General features: G+C 64.3%; 19 protein-coding genes. 6 read left to right on the forward strand and 13 right to left on the reverse strand.

The genetic code is table 11. From position 1 onward, the window contains the following. Nucleotides 1–48 precede the first annotated feature (48 nt). The 8 genes from GF068_RS40905 to GF068_RS40940 form a co-directional block, all read right to left on the reverse strand. Nucleotides 49–1461 carry a hypothetical protein gene (locus GF068_RS40905; RefSeq protein WP_170319987.1) on the reverse strand — a complete coding sequence of 471 codons (1413 nt, stop codon included), beginning with the start codon at nt 1459–1461 and terminating at the stop codon, nt 49–51. A 165-nt stretch (nt 1462–1626) separates the two neighbouring features. Beyond that, a complete protein-coding gene (locus tag GF068_RS40910; RefSeq protein ID WP_153824995.1) occupies nt 1627–3051 on the reverse strand; it encodes a terminase large subunit domain-containing protein in 1425 nt (474 codons plus the stop codon). Continuing rightward, entirely contained in the window at nt 3048–3482 is a 435-nt protein-coding gene (locus GF068_RS40915; protein ID WP_153824996.1) for a hypothetical protein, read from the reverse strand. Before GF068_RS40915 ends, GF068_RS40910 begins: the two co-directional genes overlap by 4 nt. 78 nt (nt 3483–3560) lie before the next feature. Then, complete coding sequence (locus tag GF068_RS40920; protein WP_153824997.1) at nt 3561–3860, reverse strand: hypothetical protein; 300 nt, start codon at nt 3858–3860, stop codon at nt 3561–3563. Beyond that, entirely contained in the window at nt 3857–4303 is a 447-nt protein-coding gene (locus GF068_RS40925) for a hypothetical protein (protein ID WP_153824998.1), read from the reverse strand. Before GF068_RS40925 ends, GF068_RS40920 begins: the two co-directional genes overlap by 4 nt. A 52-nt stretch (nt 4304–4355) precedes the next feature. Beyond that, complete coding sequence (locus GF068_RS40930; protein WP_153824999.1) at nt 4356–4661, reverse strand: hypothetical protein; 306 nt, start codon at nt 4659–4661, stop codon at nt 4356–4358. Further along, nucleotides 4639–5124 (reverse strand): hypothetical protein, encoded by a 486-nt coding sequence (locus GF068_RS40935; protein WP_153825000.1) that lies wholly within the window; start codon nt 5122–5124, stop codon nt 4639–4641. Before GF068_RS40935 ends, GF068_RS40930 begins: the two co-directional genes overlap by 23 nt. 106 nt (nt 5125–5230) lie before the next feature. Then, a complete protein-coding gene (locus GF068_RS40940) occupies nt 5231–5701 on the reverse strand; it encodes a hypothetical protein (RefSeq protein ID WP_153825001.1) in 471 nt (156 codons plus the stop codon). An 831-nt stretch (nt 5702–6532) separates the two neighbouring features. Between GF068_RS40940 and GF068_RS40945 the strand changes: the two genes are divergently transcribed. Beyond that, a complete protein-coding gene (locus GF068_RS40945; RefSeq protein ID WP_153825002.1) occupies nt 6533–7633 on the forward strand; it encodes a tyrosine-type recombinase/integrase in 1101 nt (366 codons plus the stop codon). 102 nt (nt 7634–7735) lie between these two features. Here the strand turns inward: GF068_RS40945 and GF068_RS40950 are convergent, their stop codons facing one another. The 4 genes from GF068_RS40950 to GF068_RS40965 form a co-directional block, all read right to left on the reverse strand. Then, nucleotides 7736–8893 (reverse strand): tyrosine-type recombinase/integrase, encoded by a 1158-nt coding sequence (locus GF068_RS40950; protein WP_153825003.1) that lies wholly within the window; start codon nt 8891–8893, stop codon nt 7736–7738. Continuing rightward, nucleotides 8890–9207: a helix-turn-helix domain-containing protein gene (locus GF068_RS47540; RefSeq protein ID WP_420814156.1), complete on the reverse strand. Its 318-nt coding sequence runs from the start codon at nt 9205–9207 to the stop codon at nt 8890–8892. Before GF068_RS47540 ends, GF068_RS40950 begins: the two co-directional genes overlap by 4 nt. A 799-nt stretch (nt 9208–10006) precedes the next feature. Continuing rightward, nucleotides 10007–12070: a hypothetical protein gene (locus GF068_RS40960; RefSeq protein WP_153825005.1), complete on the reverse strand. Its 2064-nt coding sequence runs from the start codon at nt 12068–12070 to the stop codon at nt 10007–10009. Between the two features lie 126 nt (nt 12071–12196). Further along, on the reverse strand, nt 12197–13159 hold the full coding sequence (locus GF068_RS40965; RefSeq protein ID WP_153825006.1) for a hypothetical protein: 963 nt from the start codon (nt 13157–13159) through the stop codon (nt 12197–12199). Between the two features lie 54 nt (nt 13160–13213). Here GF068_RS40965 and GF068_RS40970 point away from each other — a divergent pair, with 54 nt between their 5' ends. Further along, nucleotides 13214–13666, forward strand: coding sequence for an HU family DNA-binding protein (locus GF068_RS40970; RefSeq protein WP_170319988.1), 453 nt, complete (start codon nt 13214–13216; stop codon nt 13664–13666). A 732-nt stretch (nt 13667–14398) separates the two neighbouring features. Here the strand turns inward: GF068_RS40970 and GF068_RS40975 are convergent. Continuing rightward, complete coding sequence (locus tag GF068_RS40975) at nt 14399–15103, reverse strand: hypothetical protein (protein WP_153825008.1); 705 nt, start codon at nt 15101–15103, stop codon at nt 14399–14401. 192 nt (nt 15104–15295) lie between these two features. On the opposite strand from GF068_RS40975, the gene GF068_RS40980 reads away from it, so the two are divergent. The 4 genes from GF068_RS40980 to GF068_RS40995 all read left to right on the forward strand — a co-directional run bounded on the left by GF068_RS40980 (nt 15296) and on the right by GF068_RS40995 (nt 19397). Beyond that, entirely contained in the window at nt 15296–16687 is a 1392-nt protein-coding gene (locus GF068_RS40980) for a sigma 54-interacting transcriptional regulator (RefSeq protein ID WP_153825009.1), read from the forward strand. Between the two features lie 61 nt (nt 16688–16748). After that, nucleotides 16749–17537: an ATP-grasp domain-containing protein gene (locus GF068_RS40985; RefSeq protein WP_170319989.1), complete on the forward strand. Its 789-nt coding sequence runs from the start codon at nt 16749–16751 to the stop codon at nt 17535–17537. Nucleotides 17538–17575: 38 nt separating this feature from the next. Continuing rightward, nucleotides 17576–18472 (forward strand): M20/M25/M40 family metallo-hydrolase, encoded by an 897-nt coding sequence (locus GF068_RS40990; protein WP_153825011.1) that lies wholly within the window; start codon nt 17576–17578, stop codon nt 18470–18472. Between the two features lie 400 nt (nt 18473–18872). Further along, nucleotides 18873–19397, forward strand: a complete 525-nt coding sequence (locus GF068_RS40995; protein ID WP_153825012.1) for a hypothetical protein — start codon at nt 18873–18875, stop codon at nt 19395–19397. Nucleotides 19398–19498: the final 101 nt, after the last annotated feature.

Below are 19498 nucleotides of genomic sequence, written 5' to 3' on the forward strand. Positions count from 1 at the left end.
CTGGGTGCTGTCCGCCGAGGTATCGGTCTCGGGTCCGTTCGCCATGGGTCATTCCTCCGGTTTGCCCGGCGGCGTGCCGGGCTCGGAAGTGCGGCCTTTGGGGCCGTTGTCCTGCTCGTCTTCCGGCCCTTGATTGGGCTCGGGCGCAGCAGGGGAGTTCTTCTCGTCGGGCGCCGACTCGATTTCCCGCCGGATGTCGTCCTTGGTCCTTTGCTGGACGTCCATCGGCAGGAGGGCTTCGGCGACCCGGTAATTGAGTTCGCGGTGGAACGTCGGTGAGGGGATCCCAAGGGCCTTCGCCGCCTGGGCGTTGGCGACCAACGTCGTCGCGTCGACGACGTTGAATTGGCTCATCCCCTCGATGGAGAACTTGAGATCGACGTCACCGCGGGCGTCGGAGAGAAGCTCGAACGTTCGCTCGATGGCCTCTTTCACGAGGGTCGCGTACCCCCGGAGGCAAATCTCTTGCGCCGATGAATCGGCCATCTTCGACAAGCCAGAGCGACCGAGGGCCGACGCGTTGTTGTCGACGGACATGGCCATTTGCTGGCTGACCCGGTAAATCTCGTCCTTCTGCGAGGAGATTTCGTCGCGAAGGACGGTCATCGAAGAGCCGGCGGGTTCGGCGAACTCGAACGAGTCCTCCGGGCCGAGCAAGATGCCGAAGCCGGCGCCAAGCTGGGGCGGTTGCTGAGCGTCCTTCAGCTTGAAGACGCCCATCGCGTACGCGCTTCGCCGCAGTGACCAACCAAGTGCCGCCGAGAGCCTGAAGTGCTCGACCTGGGCATCGGCCGCCCTGTCGAGGAGCCACAGGCCCTCGGGCATCCGAAGGCAGAGAATCGGCACCCGGGGGAAGCCGTGCGGGTACGACGCGACGAGAGGGACCTCCGTGTCCCCCTTGGGGCGCTTCTTGGGGTCGTAGCGCAGCTCGTAGACCTCGACGCTATCCGGGCCGTAGATGGTCCACGTGTCGATGCAGAGCGTCTCCGAGGCCGGCGAGGGACGGAAGAAGCGATGCGAGAACGTCTTGACCCACGCGTAGTCGCCCGTCGTGGGGTCACACTCCCAGTCGTGAACCGAATCGGCATCGACCGGGCACAGACGCGCCCGGTCGAGCCCACGAGCCACCCATTCGTCACGCGTGACGGGCTCGGGGCCGTCGTCCTGGGGGAACTCCGCGACCCAATACGAGACGCCCTTCACGAGCGCCTGGGTGAACCGGCTCTTGAAAAACGTCGTGAGGTCGGTCCCCTGGGCGTCTACGTCCTCCTTGAGGAGCGCGTAGTAGTCGTCGAGTTCGACTTGCTCTTCGCCCCGCGTCGCTCGGATGGCGTAGGGGGCCGAGAAGAGCTGGCTCGCGTAGAAGTCGATGATGGGCCCGACGTAGCTGCGGTAGCTCGCGTCCCGTTTCCGAATCTCGTAGACCTGGGGGGTCTCGTATTCGTTCTTGGGGAGGAACACCCCAATCAGGTCGCGAAATAGACGTCCGCCCTGGTAGAGCGCCTGGTATCGCCGGAACAGCTCCACATCGCAGAGGGGATGCCTCTGCTGTAGGGTTTTCAGCAGCACGTCTATAGGGGTTGCTGTACGTTATGCGTGGAGTAACGTGGATTTACGTGCTGAGCGTCAGAAATTGACGACGCCGCGAGCGCTTTGGCCCATCAAGAGGTCGTGGCAAGCCCAGACGAACGCGTCGAGACGGTCGGGAGACACCGGAGCATCGGGGGTCCACGTCGTGAGCTGCTTTTCGAGCTTGGGGAACTCGTTCACGAACTTCACACGACCCTTCTGCACGAGGGCCGAGATGGGCATGGCGCGCTGAGCCTTGTCCTTCTGCGCGTGAACGTCCTTGAGCTTCGGGCTCTTGCCCATGTCCTGGCAGACTTTGCGGACGATGGTGCGGACCAGCTCCCCGCCGAAGTTCGCCTCGTACACGAGCGTCGCCCCGTATTTGGCGGATGCCTCGATGGCAATACGGGCCCACTCGTCGGGAGACGCTCGCTTGGAGAGGTCCTTCAGGATGTAGACGTTGGAGTCGAGCCCGAGGCCGGCGACGATGATGCCGCACTCGCAAGCCGAGTCCTTCGAGGACCCGCTCGGGTCCACCGCGACGACGACCTTGGCCATCGGCATTGTCTTGCCGTCCGGCGTGACGACGACCGTCTGGCTGGGGTTCTCCTTGACGGTACCCTTGATTCGGTTGTCGGCGACCCATCGGAACTTGAAGAGCGCGCCGGAGTCGTCGAGCCTGAGCTTGCCATTTAGCTCCTGCTCGCCAAGGTCCGTGTCCTCGTAGATGCTCGCGAGCGTGTCGAGCGTCCCGGGGGCGAGGTTCGCGGCGTTCTCTCTGGAGGTCCCGAACGTGACGACGGTCCGCTCATTCTCCAGGAGGTTGATCTTCAGGAGGCTCGTCTTGGGGGTCGTCGTGAATATCGCTTGGGGGTTCGACCCGAGACGATGACCGGGGACGAAGAGAAGCCAGACGTCTTCGAGGTATCGGTAGGCCGCAAGCTCATCGAACCACGCGAAGTCGTGCTGCGGGCCGCGGAGCCGCTCGGGCTCCTCCCCCGTGTACAAGTGAGCCTCCGCAACGACTTTGCTCCCCCTCTCGAAGTAGACGACGCTGTCGTTCCTGACGAACCGGGGCTGAATCGGGCTGCTCGGCGGGAAGATCGACAGGAGGCCGCTCTCCCCTCGGAGCATCGTTTTGATGACGTCGCGGTAGGTTGGGGCAATCAGGGCGATGCGCTTCGAGAGGCCGTTCTCGACGCGGTATCTGACGTACTCCGCCGCCGTCCTGGTCTTGCCGAAGCCACGGCCAGCGAGGAGGGCCCAGTATTTCCACCCCAGGGCATGGGGGATGATGCCGTCGGGGGGCGGGAGCTGGTTCGGGCGAGCCCAGATCTTCCACGAGAACGGCAGGAGAGCCCGCTGCTCGGGTGCGAGCGAGACGTAGAAGGCGCGCAGCTTCGCCTTGTCCTTCTTGAGCGCGTCGATTTTGGAGACGCCCGGCGGCTGCCAGACGTGGGCGGGGGTGAAGTAGTCGCTCAAGCCGTGGGGTCGGAGGACGAATCCTTGTCCTTCTCGTCGGGCGTATCGAGTTCGAGCTTCGCTTCGAGGTCATTCATGAGCTGAGCGAACTTCTCGCCGTCCGGGGACGCTGCGATGGCCGCCGCCTTGACGAGAATCTTGGTCGCCTCCTGCTGGAGCATGGAGAGCCATCTCCACGTTCGGAGCGTGTCGCGCTCGAAGTCGGGGACCTTGTTCCAAACCTTCGCCCGCTCCGACCGATACCAATCGATATCTCGGGCGAGCTTGCGGAGTTCGCGGGCGTAGATCGACCCGAGGTCTTCTTCCCTCTCGACCGGCGCCCCTTGGAGACGCTCGATGTGCGCTTCCAGCGTGCCGCGCTCGATGTAACAGCCGGCGTCCACGAGGTACTGCCGGATCTCCTCGAAGGGGAGGTTCTTTTCGAGGACCATGTCCGACACGACAGGGAGGAGGCTGTCGGGGATGCGAGTATCTTTTCGGGGTCTACCGCGGGGCATGGGGGTCGTCTTTCAGACGGGCGGGATTGCCGGTGGGGAGTTGGGGGACTTGCGCCCCTCGTAGTAGGCGAGGCACAGGGCCGTTCCGGAGGGGACCTCGTCGTCGGGAGGCACGCTGCGGATCATGAGGGTTTCGATCTGCCCCGCTGCGATGAGCTTGTAGACGCCTGGGGATCCAGCCAGGATCGCTCCCACGGCGGGGCGCCACTTGGTCTCATCGAAGCTCACGCTTGCGGTGTCACCCACGTCCGGTTGCGTGAAGCTCCCCGTCGTGACGGCGATCTGCGTCGAGCCGGGAGAGATTCGGATCATTTCCAGAGCAGGTAGAAGTCCTGCAAATCGGACGTGGCGTTGACGCTCGTGATCTCGCAGTCCGGCCAGTAATAGCCGGCGCTCACGTCGAAGCTGACGGTGGTCCCCAGCGGTTGCGTGATGTTGATGGTGGTCCCCGCGACAATGAAAAATCCGCAGGCCGGATACCCGTACGTGGGGATCTGCGCGAGGCAATCGATGCCCTCGGGCGGGACCTCGAAGTAGCGCTTGGCGCCTCGGATGCCGGCCCCGATGACGGGCGTGTTCGGAGTGTTCGACACGCTGACGGGCCAGGCAAGCTCCCCCGGCTCTCCCTGGTCGACGGTGCCACCCCCACCGCCTCCCTCGACGGCGACCTTGAGGACGCCCTCCTCCGTGCATTGAGGGCTCCGCCACTGGCCGTTGACCATGGCGGGGTAGGACGACTTGTACTGAACCTGCATGTCGGGCTCCCTAAGAGGGATTGGGGAGCCCGCAGCGTGGAATGCGGTGGAATCAGGTGGACTGGCGTTCGAGGCGAGCGAGCCGCGATTCGAGCTGATGGATGCGAGCCTTCAGCCCTTGAATCTCCTCGCTGTACGGGTCGGTCGCGATGTCAGGGAGGCAGAGGGCCAGCGCCGAGGGGTCGTAGTACCACCGCCACCCGACGCGATGGAGAATCTGCACGCCCCGTTCGTCCTGGAGCCGGGCGAGGAAGCGTCGAATCCTGTCCCGCGCTCGTTGATTGTACTCCCCGCGCTCGTCCTTGCGGCTACCCCCCGGGACAAGCTCCCACAGTTCAGACAGCCGTAGCTGATTCACCGGACCCCTCCTGTTCGGCGTACCGGCGGAGCGTGGCAGCGTATCTCGCATGCACCTCCCCGCGGACGCGCTCGATGACCTTGTGATGGGATGCGATGTATTTGTGGAGCTGGTCGACGTCCCTGGTGGGGAGCAGGGGCGCGCTCTTCGCGAAGGGGATGGCCCCGATGCCCGACCCGAAGAGCCCTTCGAGGGACCGCTCGTACTGCCTCTCGCGGAAGAACGCGTCGAGGAAGAGCCTGTCGGTCGGCGGGAGCCGGACGAACCTCGCGTGAATCTTCCGGGCCTTGCTCGTGGCCCGGAAGATTTGGTCCTGCGTGCGCTTGCGGTCGAGAGCCGCCACGAGCTGGTCCTCCGCGGACCACCACTCGTCGATGGGGGCCCTCCTGTTCTTGGGCGTCTCGGGGCCTCCAGCGCCCATCATGTGCCCGATGAAGGCCCCGAAGTTCGACACGACGCCCATGTCGCTCTCGGCCTGCCCATAGAGCCAGACGAGGTCCTCATGGGCGGCGCGAAGCTCCTTGGGGACGTCGGGCGTCAGAGGTCGTGTCTGGTACGGTAGGCTCACCTCACCCTTCCTTCTTCGTCTGTGCGGCGAGATACCGCAGGTACGCCATCCCCTTTGGCGTCGGGGGCTGCTGCCCGCCGACCCAAAGCCTTGTCGTGAGGTCGCTAGGCGTCAGCTCGTCCCCGTCGTGCTCCACGAGGTACTGACGGAGCATCATGCCGTCGATCTGATGCTCCCTCGCGAGGTTGTATGCCTCGACCGAAGCGTCTTCCCCTTCGAGGAAGGGGAGCGCGAACGGGAGCAGGAACCAGTTGTGTTCGAGGATTTTCTGGCGGATCGACGGGTGCATCCGCTTCGTGTTCCCCGTCGCCCTCCACATAGTCGGCGGAAAGCCAGGGGCGAACTTATCGAGGAAGACGGCCTCGGGTCGACACACCTTCCCGACGGCGAAACGCTTGACCATCGAGTCCCCCTCCATCGTCTGGGGGAACGGGTCTTCGATATGGGCGGGGGCCTTGCGGGCAGACTTCATGTGCTCCTGCTAAGAGCACATAATAGCAACGTTATCGCAGCTTTGCGGCTATTGCGCGGAGCTTTTTTCGACTTGCGTGCAGTTTTTGGCGGACCCTGTTCGCAGTGGTGCCCATCTCTCGCGGCGCTTCCCCTGCCGCACGACGGAGCAGCATGTCGAAGTGCGCGGAACGCATCCGCCTATCGAGCCGTCGAAGGTAGTCCCTGGCCTCCAGCCACGGGGACGGGTCGGGCCCCGCAAGCTCCTCGACGTCGAGGCGAACGAAGAGGGCCGCGTCCCGCTTGACCTCGCGGGCGAACCAGTAGGCCCGTCTGGCAGCGACGAGACGCACCCATGCGGTGTGCCCTTCTCGCCCCGCTGGGGGGTCACGGATGCGCCCTTCTTCAACGGCGACCAGGAAGGCGAGGATGACTTCCTGGGCGAGGTCGTCCGCATCCTTTCGTGGGACCCCCAAACGACAAAGAACCCCCATAGCGACCCGTCGAAGGGCACTCAGTTCGTCGTCGGTGGGGAGCCCGGCCTTATCGCCGGGCTGGCTCACGTCATCCGCCTTTGGGTGTGGATGTTCGAGAGCGTTCGGGGTAGATCGGTCATGGGCAAACGGCTCCGAGTCCTTGGGGTTGTCGGCCTTCCGCCCGGAGAGGGCCTAATCTCTCCGGGCGGTTCTTGTTTGTCCCCGCGTGTGACGAGGACGAACCGGCCAGACTGGATGGGATCACCGTCCGATCGTCAAGAGTCTTGTTACCGACCCTCAAAAGTCTTGTCTCCGACCCCCAAGAACGGCAGGATGCCCCTCGGAGCGGTTCGAGATGGCCGGGAGAGAACTCGGTCATGACGATTCGCAAGGCAAACCGACGCGGGGAAACCCGCCTGATCGTTGACATTCACTACCGGCGCACAGACGGCTCTCAGGGCCGCTATCGCAAGGACGCTCATGTCCAGACGATGGCGGGCGCGAGGGCCGAAGAAAGACGTCTCCTCGCCCTCATCGCGACGTACGGGGAGCCGTTCGAGCCCCGTGTCGAGGTCGTCGTGAAAGAGGCCCCGGCCGTCACGTTCAAGGAGGCCGTGGGCCTGTTCCGCAACGGCAAGGCGGTCACGAGGCTCAAGCCCAGCACGCGGAAGGGCTACGAGGAGATCCTGGAGACGCGCCTCCTCCCACGGTTCGGCGAGACGCCCATCGACAAGCTGACGTGCTCGGACGTCGAAGGGCTCGACGCCGTGCTCGTAGACGAGGGGTGCTCACCCTCGCGGAGGCGGAACGTGCTCATCGTCATCCGCTCGGTCCTACGGGCCGCTGTGGAGGCCAAGAAGCTCTCCGTCATGCCTGACCTTCCCCCGCTCCCCAAGACGGGCAAGAAGGTTCTCCGCTGCCTCACGGCGGAACAAGTCGAGGCCATCCTCGGCAAGGCCAAGGGCGGGGGTCGCGTGGCCCTTGCCCTGGCAGCCTACGCGGGGCTCAGGGCCGGCGAGGTTCGCGCCCTCCGATGGGAGGACGTCGACCTTGCTGGCGGCTTCCTCGTCGTCCGCTTCTCGCACTCGAAGGGTGAAATCTCGACACCGAAGTCGGGACACCAGAGAGAGGTCCCGCTGGCCGCAAGGCTGGCGGAGCTGCTGCGAGAGGTCAGAGGCGAGGGCCTGGGGCTCGTGACCGTCTCTTCCCGCAAGGAGGCGTGGGGCGAGTGGGGCCTCACGCAGCTCTTCAAGAGAGCCGCCAAGAAGGTCGGCATCGTGGGCTTCCGCTTCCACGACCTCCGGCACTTCTTCGTGACCGAGCTGTTCAGGCGAGGCGGGTCGGCTCCGGCCGTCCAAGCCCTCGCGGGACACGAGCACTTGTCAACGACCTCACGCTACGCCCACGTCGCTCGGGCCGACCTTCGGGACACCGTGGCTCTTCTCGGCCACGGTAACAGTTCGGTAACAAGCTCTTGACAAGCGCAAAAAACACGCTGGTTCAGCCGAAAACGGCTCGTACCTCTGCGGGCTTTTAACCCGTAGGTCCAGGGTTCGAGTCCCTGTCGACCCACCATCTAACTAGCCGGAACTGCTGACCTTTTTGGTCCCCACCCCCGGCTGTTCCAGTATTTCTCCACGGACCGGCGAGGGAGCCGGCCCGTCTAGCAGCTCGATGGCGCCCCGCTTGGCGCTCGGCGACAGGTGCATGTAGCCCATCGTCGTCGAGACATCGCGGTGGCCGGCGAGCTCCTTGATCGCCATCACGGTCGCCCCGCGCATGGCGAGGTGCGAGCAGAACGTGTGGCGGAGGATGTGCGGCCCCTCGAGCACGGCGAGGCCAGCTCGCCGCGTTGACTGCCGCATCCAGCGGGCGATCGTCTTCCCCGTGATCGGCTTGCCGTCGTCCTCGCAGAGCACGCGCTCGCTCCGAAGATGGCGGTACGCCTTGAGGGTTGCGAGGAGCCGCTTCGTGAGACCTACGGTGCGCCCGCGCCCGCCCTTCGGGGTGGACTCGATGCCCTTCCAGTCCGCGCGCCGGATGTGGAGCTCTTCGCGGCCGAAGTCCACGTCGTTCCAGCGAAGCGAGATCATCTCGCCCCGACGAAGCCCGGCGTCCGCGCCGAGAAGCACCAGGAGGTGCGCTCCCCAGCCCACCAACTTCGCGCCCTCGACCAGCCGGTCGAGATCATCGTAGTCGAGGAACGACTTCTCGGGCTTGGGCGCCTTGAGCAGCTCGATCCGGCACGGCATCGCGGGGATGACCTCCCACGACACCGCGACGCGGAGCAGCTTCCCCAGGACGGACAGGATGTTGTTCACCGTCTTGGCCGAGCGGTGACCCAGCCGCGCCTTGAGCCGCTGGACATCCTCCGTCTTGATCTGGTCGAGCTTCTTCGAGCCGAAGTCGGGCTCGAGGTACAGCCGCAGGATCCTCTTCTTCGCGTCGATCCCGCTCGGCTTCTGCCGGTTCGCCTCCGCGTAGCTCTCGATGAACCGCGGGGCGAACTCCGTGAGCGTGGGCACCTCCTTCTTCTTGGGTTCTTCTGCGGGGCGTGAGAGGGCCTCGAGCAGGAGCTCACGCTCCCTCCCCTCACCCCAGCGCTGGGCCTGCGACTTCGTCGACACGGGTGCTCGGCGGCGCTCGCGCACCTCCTCCCCGTTCGGCAGATTGACGCAGATATCCACTTCCCAGCCTTCTCGTTGCGACCGCTTGTACGGGCGAACTTTGACCGTCATCGTCGGGTCCTTCCCGGCGATGGCGCTCGTCTTTCGTCGAGCCAGCTTAGCAGGTTGTCGCGATGGAACAGCACACGACGGCCGAGACGAACGACGCCGGGAAGAGCGCCTCGCTCAGCCATGGCGTAAACCGCCTTCCGCGTGGTGCGCAGGAGAGCGGCAACCTCGTCGGGCGTGAGCAGCATGGGCAGGGGCCCAGCGGGGGTGCTGCTGGTGGAAGCAGATCGATCGCTCGCAGATTCGGCGTGTGTCCGGTCCGGTTGGGTTGTCCCCGACTGGCTTCCTCCGGGGCGCTGGCGTCGTTCACCGGCCATGGCTCACCTCCCCTGCTCGAGGTGTACCGGCCAGCGGGAATGGCAGCGTTGAACCTGGGCCTGGGCCGCCGTCGCTGGCGGCTTTCGGTATCGTCGACGTCCGGTGTGTTCTTGTTCTTCTCGTCGCTCGGGGTCGTGGCTGGACGCGCGCGAAGCGGCGCCGAGCGCTAGCTACTGCGAAGCGCCTCGATATCCGCCACGCCTGGAGGACGCGAAGCTTTCGTGTTCGGCGTATCGCGGCCTTTCCCCTTGCAGCCGTGGCCGTTGGAGCAAAGGCCAGGATCCCTCTCATGAAGAGTTCGTTGCTCTCCGCCGGAGAGATGTACTCGTCCTCCGCTGCGGGAGGCTCCTCCTTTCCTTGACGCCGGAGCCACTCGATCTCCTCGTCATCGAATCCGCCATCGAAGTTTGTCGTGACCGTGATGTTCATTTACAGCCTCGGGTCAGGATGGCGAAGCATAAGAGGAACGATTGCTGGTGCAAGAAGAATTCGACATGCGGAGATGCGAGTAGAACCGCGTTCTTCTGCGACGGTCTTGTCCCGTGAGACTTCGCGTTCGGCGATAGTTGAGACCTGGCCGCGAGAAAAAAAGACCCACGGACCTCGCAGCCTCCGGCTGGAGGCCCTCCATCCTTCCACCGGCGTTCAGGCCGGTTAACCTCCCCCACTATAGATTGGTAGGGCACCGGTTCACCGGCTCGACGGGGATAACAGGAGTCCCTCCGCAGCCGTCAGGCTGCGGCAGGGACATTGGTTCTTTTTTTCGCGACCGCCCTCCGACCTGAGTGAGATCATTACTCAAGAAGAAGGCCCCGAGGCTCCAGCCGATCCTGCTGTGGCGTTCTGGCTGTGGCCAAGAAGAACCTCGATCTCTCGCCAGAGACCGGTCCGCCCATACTTCTTCTTTGCCTTCGTGATCGCGACCTTGCTGACCCGGAGCAGGTCCGCGAGATCCTTTTGCGTGATGATCCCCTGCCGTCCAGCGGCCCGCTCGTTCATCAACGCATCACGGGCCCGGAGAAGGAGATCGGGCTTTCGCCCCAGCAGTTCGTCCTCCGTCTTCCGCTCGATGACGAAGTAGGGAATGTCGACGTTCGAGAAGAAGTAGATCGTCTTCTTCTTATGCGGATCATAGGGCCGGAGGCGGAGCATCGACTGGGCGTACTCGGCCTGGTGGAACGCCCAGAAGACCGAGAAAGGTCCTCGACGGAACCTGCGTTCGATGAGACGTGTGCCATCGTCGGCCACGACGTAGCCCTCCGAGGAGTCCTGGTTCGGTGAAGGGACGAGCCGGTAGTCGAATGGGTCCTCCCAAGAGGCAGGCGGCTCCGTCGAGATGTAGGCCCTCGCCCGTGCCTCGATCTCCAGCGGGTGCAGTTCGGGGGCGCCGAGGACGAAGAGCGCGTCGTAGTCTTTCAGCGCATTCTCACCGCGGTTCGACCAGAAGTACGCTACGTCCTCTTCCTTGACGCTCTCGAGGATCCGCTTCTTCACTTGGGGCTTGGCAGCGAACAGGTGCTTCTGCACGATCACGGCGATCTTGTGGCCCGGATTCTCCGCCTTGTACTTGTCGACGATGTCCATCAGCCGGTTGATCGATGGGCTGTTCGGATCCCCGAGCGTGCTGGCTGGATACCTGTAGTCGATCGTCTGAATGATCCTTGCTGTCTGTTGTGCTTCGACGTGCACGTGAAGGAGTGGCCGGTCAGGAAACATGTAGGCGTAAAGCAGTTGATCGCAGGTCGCGTCCAGGATGACGATGGGCACTTGTGGCGGGACCGGAGGAATTACCCGCTGCCCGGCAATGATCCCGCCCCTCGACTCGCCTGACGGCAGGACGAGAACACAGGTCGGTCTTGCCCCGGTGTCGGCTGCCAGGGCATCCGCGAGCTTGTGGAGCTTCGCTCCAAGCCCCTGCCCCCCGATGAACTCGAGCTTCTGAATCAGGTACGCCGTGCTCATCGGATCAATTCGACAAACGTGAGCGCCCATGTCCTTGTTCTGCCTTTCGCGCTCGCCACCTTCTGGCTGTCCGGCGAGAAGACGGGCAGCGGCTCGGATTTGTTCTTCTGCTCGGGGAAGACCGTCGACGAACACATAGCCGAGCTCGCGCAGCAGCACGCGAAGCTCGATCCGGCGCCGATTGGGAGGCGGATCGTCGAGCAGGTCGGAGACGACCTCGAAGAGCTGTGTAAATGCCCTGGTCGAGAGCTCGCCGAGGGCGACCACGTCGGGCGCTTTCAAGGCGGACAAGATCTGATGGATCTCGTACGGCTCCAGCGTGACCGCCTGAAGGACTTCTTTGACGGGCGACTCGTCGATGACGACGATTTCACGGCCCTCGAAGAGATACTTGTCGTCGTTGCGCAGGCCCAGCCGAGCGTGCGAGGCGAAGAGCCAAGGTTTCGAGGGTCGCCAGTTCTGGTACTTGCACGTGTCACGGTCGGGGCACAACTTGCAGCCCATCCGTTGCTCGAAACGCCCGAGGCCGAACATCTGGAGCGGCTTGATGCGCTTGTCGAACTGGGAGCAGAAGCCCTCGTCCTCGCGGGAGGGGCGCTTCTCGATGCCAGCATTGCTCGTCACTGCTGTTGTTGTCGCGGGAGGAAGTGGAACCACGCCGAGCAGAGGCGTGCTCAGGTAACCTTCCACGGCTCCAAGAAGTCTGTTCCGCTCGCCAAACCAGGTGACACGCCGATGCTGAAGGAGCCGGGCGGTGATGTGGCTCTTGCCCAGCCCACCAGGGGCATCGACGAGCACGATCGGTGCTGGCGCGGCGCTCGGGGCGAGCGCCTCGTTCAGGGCGTGGGTCAACTTGGCCGCGAGCTCCGCTCGGGCGGTGGCGAGGTCGTTCTTCGGCATGGCTGCCCTCCGAAAGGGTTGCCGAACGACGACAGGTGATGGAGAATGAACCTGCTCGCGTCGGCCAGGATCCCGCGAGTTCAGGCCCGGTCAGGGTGGAAGCTGACCGGGCCGTTCTTTTTCAGTCTACCAAGGCTCGCCATGGGCGAGCGAGAAGAGAATCAGCGGCGCGAATTGTTTACGGTTGTGCTCGGTCACCAGCACGAGGTGACCGCTCTTGTCGTCCTTGGCAAACATGCCCAGCCCGCTGCGCCACTGCGGATGCGTGTAGTCCTCGGGGGCGCTGCTCGCGTCGATGTGGATGTGCCGAGGATGATCACGGCGGAGGATACGCTCGGCGGTTTCCCGGTGCTCCCCGAGCGCGAGGCTGTCGAGGCAGGCGTAGAACGCGGCCATCTTGTAGATGGGGGCCCGGTGCTTCGTCTGCATCTTCGGGTGCTGCATGGCCGTCCAGACCGTGGCAGCGAGGGCGCAGATGGGAGCCAACAACGGCTGCTCCCGCAGCCGAGCTGCGCCGTTGAACGTTGCGTCGACCCTGGACGCCAGGAAGCTTGCCAGCGCCTCCACCGCGGCCCAATCACCCTGCCGGGCCCCGAGAGGGCGCACAGGAGGCGGAGGCGCCTGGGTCTTGCCCGGATTTGGCACGGTAGCCTCACGGGGCACGGTCACGGTGAGCCGGAACGTATAGAGTGATTGCGCGGGGGCATTCTCATCTCGGCGCCGAGCGTCACCGACCTGGATCATGTCGCCGTTGCGGACGCCCCACCACGTGTCGAGCACCTCGCCGGCGGTTTCCCAGACCTCACAGAATTTCTCATCGTCACGAACCCGCAGCCGCCAGGCGGCGTCTCGCCAGCTGCTCTCGAGGCCGAGCTCTCGGTAGGGCTCGATCCAGCGTTTGGGCGCTCCCTCCACAAGCGGCGGACGCGTGAGCGCACGGACGATCCGGACTGCCACGGATTCGTCCAGATCCGGCGTGTGCTCGATGAGCGGACTGAGGAGCCCCTCCACCTTGGCCATTTCTTCGTCGGAAGTGCCGGCCAGAACATCCGCAGCAGCGACCCTGGGCCAAACTCGGATGACCGACATGATGGAGCTAATAGCGCAAAACCAGAGTGCATGACAGGGCTCGCCGTAATAATCATGAAGAACGAACGCCGCCGCAGTCGGTGGATCTTGCAGCGATGGACGAAGGCGCGCATCCTGGTCCACATGCATGATATTGACGAACCGGGCATTGATGCCGATCTGCCCGAAGATGAAGACACCGAACCTGCACGCCGACGGTGGACGAAGCGCTTGATCGACAGGGAAGTAGCAATGATCTGCGGTCTGCCGGAGAATACAGTCAACTCGGTGACCGCAGTCTTTCTGGACGTCACGATGAGTGCCATCGCCGAGAGTGGGAAGCTCTACCTCGACCAGTTCGGCACGTTCACCGTGAAGCAATACAAGGGAAAGGCGCTGGCGCAGCACCAACTCGGGAAGAGAGTCCCGCGTTCGCACCGGCAGATGCATGGGGACATCAGCAAGAACGAGGTCCGCATCGCGAAGTCGCGCGGCTTCCGTCGACGGCTCCGGGACATGGGCTGGTAGCCTTCGACATGCCCCGGAGGGCACCGACAGCCTCGTGGTCCGAGGGGCATCTGGGACGACCGATCCTGCCCTCCAGGTTCAACCCCCGCATGCTGCAAGTACGCGAAACCATTGATGGTGCGACTCGTTGTTCCTGTCACTGGCTGCCCGACCTGGTCGGCGCTTTGGCAGGTTTGGACGTCCATTCCGGGCTGGAGGAGAGGAGGGGGCTCGCGCCGTTTCCGTAGGCGAACCGCAGGAAACAAGCTGCATTCGCTTCTTCGGTGTGACAAGGAACACAAAGCCGTGCGCGGGCCGCGTTGAGCGGGAAGAGGCTCTGGATGGGGCGGGCTGGCTTGATCGGGCAATGGCGGGTGTGCGGGCGACGAGAAGGCTACGCGCGTATCCTGCGCCTGCTGACCCGCTTTGGGGCCGCAGCCCTTCGAGCCCCCAGGACCCAGGCGGCGGCCTCCACGCTGGCCTTCTGCAGGCGAGGAATCACGAACTGGCTGAGCTCTCGCTCCTCGAGCGGCACGCCCACGAAGACCGCCCCAGTTTCCGAGCGCGCACGCTCGAGGACCGTAGCGAGTTCATCCGATCCCACGAGCTGGGACAGGGCAACGAGCACGGTCCCATCGGAGGCAAACGCAATCGCCGCATCGTGCACGCGTCGATTCTCGGCCGCACGTGGAATTGGCCCTTTCTTCAGCCGCTTCGCGACAGCGCTCCTGGTCCTTCGTTGGACACCGGGGCTCATTCTGCGGCGAGCCTCGTGAGCAGGTCGGCCGCAAGATCAGCGAGCGCCTTGGCCTGGCGGTGGAGGTGCTCCCTTTCCTCCGCCGAGAGCACGCCCTTCGAACACTCCCGCAGCGACTCCTCGGCCGCGCGCATCGCCTCGAAAGCCCTCGTGGCCGGAGGTCGATCGCTGCTCTTCGTTGCAGCACGATCCCTTTTCGCCATGTCCTCCGCGCGAATCTTCCCCGTGAGCACGCCCGCGAGAAACTGGTCTCGTTTGTCCTCGGGGACCGACTTCAACGCAGTAGAGAGCAGCGCGAGGGCCGTCATGCTGGGCAGCTTTGCGTTCTCCTCGGCCAGCGGATCGTGCCCCGCGACGATGCGCTGCACGCTCCGCTCGAAGTGCTCGCGGTAATACTTCCAGCCCGCCTTGCTGGCCCTGGCGACCTTCTTGTACATCGGGGTGCTCTCGACTCCAAGGTGCTGCTGTGCGTACTCCTCCATGTCCTTGCAGCCAGCCTGCTTGAAGAGCTCTTGCTCGCGAATGTAACCAAACAGGACTGCGCTGAGACCGCTGGCATTGTGGTACAACCGGAAGACCTTCGGGGTCGTATCGAGGATCTTCTGGACCGAGGCGTCGCCGCCTTGCGGGTGGTTGCTCGGCGGAGCGACAGCCGCGTCGTTCGAGATAGGGGCGGCAGCGGCACGAGGCTTCTTCGGCATGATGATGGTCTCCTTCTCAGTATTCCCGGGCAAACACGGCGTTCGCCTGGGTCGCTGGAGCCCAACGCAACCTTCGTACCCATGAGACGAGCGACTGTAACCTGTTGATCTTCAAGGCAAAGCGCAGCACCTCGGAGACCGACGCGCAGCTTTGTTGTTCTGCGCCGCAGCGCCGTGCAGCATCGCGGCGTCATGCAGCAGTCATCGTCCGGTGAGCCCAAGCCGTCGAAGCTCGCCCAAGCCGCGCTGGATCCGCCGCGGCTCAAGGCCATGGTCCGCGTGTTCCTCGGCAACCCGTTCTTCGATCGTGTCCCTGGAGGGGTGTCCGGGCTGCTCGACGTTTCGATCAGCGAGATCATCGAGATCGCGAGCAAACTCGTTCTCGACGGGCACCCGCGCGATGCCCGCAGGCTATTGCTGGCTGCAGGACATCACAGGATCATCAGCCCCAGCAGCGATGGACACATCAACCCCTTCGCCCTGCTCGGCGACGCCGCGATCAAGCAGATGGGGGTCGACAAGGGTGATGTGCAGAGCCTTCTCTACGCTGCATTGCGCGTATCCCACGAGCTCAAAGCATTCGTTGGGGTATCCGAGCAAGCTCAGCGTGTGCGCGCAGCAGCATGGGCTGCATGCTTCGGGCACTCGCTCGAGGACACGCTCGCATTGCGCGACGCGATCTGCGACCAGAACGTCCTCATCCTCGGAGAAACCGGGACGGGCAAAGAGCTCATCGCACGTGCGATCCAGCAAGGAGCGCTGGGACGAGGAGGCAGCTCCACGCCGATGCAGGTGGTGAACGCCGCCGCCCTGCCCGGCGAGCTCGTCGAGTCGGAGTTGTTCGGGCATGAAGAGGGCGCCTTCACGGGTGCGGTGAAGAGTAGGAAAGGCAAGATCGTCGAGGCAGACGGGGGAACCATCTTCCTCGACGAGCTCGGGGACCTCTCGTTCCCCGTGCAAGCAAAGCTGCTCCGCGCAATCGAGACAAACCGGATCACTCCCGTCGGCTCCAACAAGGAGGTCCACGTGAATGTTCGGTATATCGCTGCAACATCGCGCCCCATCGAAGAGATGGTAGAACGGGCGACGTTTCGACGAGACCTCTACGAGCGACTCGCTGGCTACGTCATCAAGATCCCACCTCTCCGCCACCGCCCCGAAGATATCGCTCCCATCGGCCTCCAGTTGGTCGAGAAGTTCATGGATGAGCGTAGGGAGCTTTCCTCTGTCCTCCGGGGTTTCGGCGATGATGCCAAGGCGTGGGTTCAGAACGAGGCCGGCTCACGCCCATGGCCAGGGAACGTCCGGGAGCTCGAGAATACGCTGCGTTCGTGGTTGCTCGGGATGCATGCGCACGAAGGCCCCACGCGCAGTGGGAAAAAGGAAGAGAGCCCTGATCCTGCGATTCCCAAGAGAATCCTTCAGAACAAGACATCGCTGGACGACGTTCGCGACTGGTACGTCCGTCGGGTCCTCAATTCGGTCCGCGGAAACAAAAGTGAAGCCAGTCGAATCCTGGGCATCGATCGAGGCACGCTTCAGCGAATCATCAAGGGAGAGGGAGGGACGGACGACGACGCCTGATCGTTGTTCCTTCCCACGCTGGATGGCGCGGCTCCCACGACTTCGTGTAGCATCCGAGCGCGTGCCGACGCTCGTCCTCTCGCATCGTTACAGTCCTGACTCGAACGCGCTCTTCTCCGCGGCGATCTCCGTCGGCTGGGACGTCGAGCGCCTGCACTCGTTCCGCTGCCCAGACGGCCTCGCGGCGCGCGAGCCGGTGTTCTACGGCGAGACAATTCTGGCGGACGCGATCGCGAACGACCTCGGGATCACGCTGCTCGAGCCGACGAGCGACTGGCTGCCGCGGTTGCCCGAGCGCCATCGCCTTCGTGACGTGCGTCTCACGACGCTTGCGGAAGCCTTGTCGATCCAGGAGCGCGTGTTCATCAAGCCGACCGACGAGAAGTGCTTCCCCGCCCGCGTCTATGCGAACGGAGCCGCGCTCGACCCGGATCCGGTGTTGCCTCCCGACCTGCCCGTGCTGGTGAGCGAACCGGTCGTATTCGAGGTGGAGTTCCGGTTCTTCGTGCGGGAGCGTGAGGTGGCGGCATTCTCGCCCTACATTTGCAGTGGGGAGCTCGCTCGGAATGCGGCGGGTGAGTGGGAGGCGGACCGAGCGGAGGTGGAGGCGGCGTCTGCGTCGATCCAAGCGGTGCTCGAGGATGCCGACGTGGAGCTGCCTCCCGCGGTCGTCGTGGACGTCGGGCGAATGGCGGGGCGCGGCTGGGGTGTGGTCGAGGCGAACCCCGCGTGGGCATCCGGGCTCTGCGGATGCGATCCAGCGGCAGTGCTTTCGGTGCTGCGGCGAGCGACCGTGGCGCGGGGCATGTTGTCGGAGGCTGACCGGCGCTGGATGCGCCACGTCGGGTGAGAGACCTGTAGAATCCCAGGAGAAAGGACACCCAGCCCATGGAGCTCCGACGCACGAAGGCCACGACCCATGGTGGCAGCCTGATCGACGCGCTCGCAGACGTGAGTGAGCCCGAACTCTTCAAGACCGTCGTCGAGCTCGCCGAACCGCGGCACATGTTCGTCCAGCGCGCCCAGAACCGAAAGGCCGCTCAGTTCATCGCGGATGCGTTCGAGGAGCTCGGTTATGCCGTCGAGATCGAGGGCGAGCTGCGGAACGTCGTCGCAATGCCGCGCGGGGCCGTCGATCGCCCCCTGGTCCTCGTCGGCGCCCACTACGACAGCGTGCCCGATACGCCGGGCGCGGACGACAACGCGAGCGGCATCGCCGCCATGCTCGCCTGTGCGCGAGCAGTCGCGAGCCTCGGGACGTCCTTGCCCGTGGGCTTCGTCGCGTGGAATGGCGAGGAAGACGGGCTCCTCGGCAGCGTCGAATTCGTCGCGCGCCGGCAACCAGCCGGCGCATCGATCGCTGCCGTGCACGTGCTCGAGATGGTCGGATATGCGAGCCACGAGGCAGGTTCGCAACGAATGCCGCTCCCGGTCCCCGGCGCACCGGACGTCGGCGACTTCATCGGTCTGCTCACGAACCAGCGCTCGAACCACCTCGTGGAGCTCGCGGCAAAGCAGGCGGAAGCGCTGGTCCCCGAGCTGCCGGTCGTGGGACTGAAGGTCTACCTCGGCCTCGAAGGGTGGCTCCCCGTGCTGCATCGGAGTGACCACTCGCCGTTCTGGAAGGCGAAGATCCCGGCCATGCTCTGGACCGACACCGCGGAATTTCGCAATCCGAACTATCATCGGCCCACGGACACGTGGGAGACGCTCGATTACGCCTTCATGCGCCGCGTGACCCAGCTCCTCGTCGCGACGGTCGCGCGGCAGGTGCGGACGGGTTGATCCCCGTTCGTGCAGGAGTAGCCTGCGGATCGGGGTTCGCGCGCTGAGCTTGCCGCGGCGAGGGCTGTAGCATCATCTTGGTGTCCTGGAGATGGAGGGGCAATCATGAGGAACGGCAGTGGTCGAAGTGGCGGCGGTGCCAGTACCGCGAGCATCCGCAAGAAAAAGCCGGCCCCGGGCACACCGGCTGGCGACAACAGAGCCAACCAGCTCAACAAGACGAGCCCGGTCTACTACAAGAGCCGTGGACTCCCCGTCCCTCCCAACCTGCCCTCGGGCCCCAAGCCGCCGGGTAAGTAAGAAGATCGCAGGTTGACTCCCTACGTCAGGTCCCACGGCTCGCGGCACCTGGGGTACTGACATTGGCCATCCGATGCTCTTCTGGGAGCTAAGTGACAGCATGAATTCTCACACCTTCGAGCATCACATCCGCTTGGCGCTTTCGCCTGTGAGCGACGAGGCGCTGCGCTCAGAAGCTACAGGCATCGAGAAGTATCTTACGTTTTCCGCGACCTGCGAGCGCCGTGGTGTTATGATTGAACCTCGGACGCTGGACCAAGCCGAGCAACTCCTCTTCGACGAGGGGGATCTATTACCCGCGCTGGCATTCTATTGGCTTAGTGTCTGCGCGGCGATTATTCAGGATAGCATATCTCGTGGCACCGTAGCGGCCCTTCTGGTGCCATCCGCCCGACTCATCTTGCCGCTCAGCGTAGAGGATCTATGCGCCGAGATCGGCAGCAACCCATGGAAGAGCGCAGCGCAACTCTTCGTGGTTTGGGGGGCGGACGCTATGATTTTCAAACGAAAATCGTTCCCTGTCCGCTGCGCCGGGGCGGTGTTCCCAATCATCGACGGCGTTGGCATGGGCTGGATAGCGGATACACTGGACATGAAACGCTTCAGCCTGTTCTCGAGAACCTGAGAGCTTATCGCGGGCTCCCGAGTTGGACCGCAGGACGCCATGAGACGGTGGTGGAAACTCCAGGTGCTGTCTGCCACGGCGCACCTCCACCTCGGATCGTT

The sequence above is a fragment of the Polyangium spumosum genome (assembly GCF_009649845.1).
In the GTDB taxonomy this organism is placed as follows: Bacteria; Myxococcota_A; Polyangia; order Polyangiales; family Polyangiaceae; genus Polyangium; species Polyangium spumosum.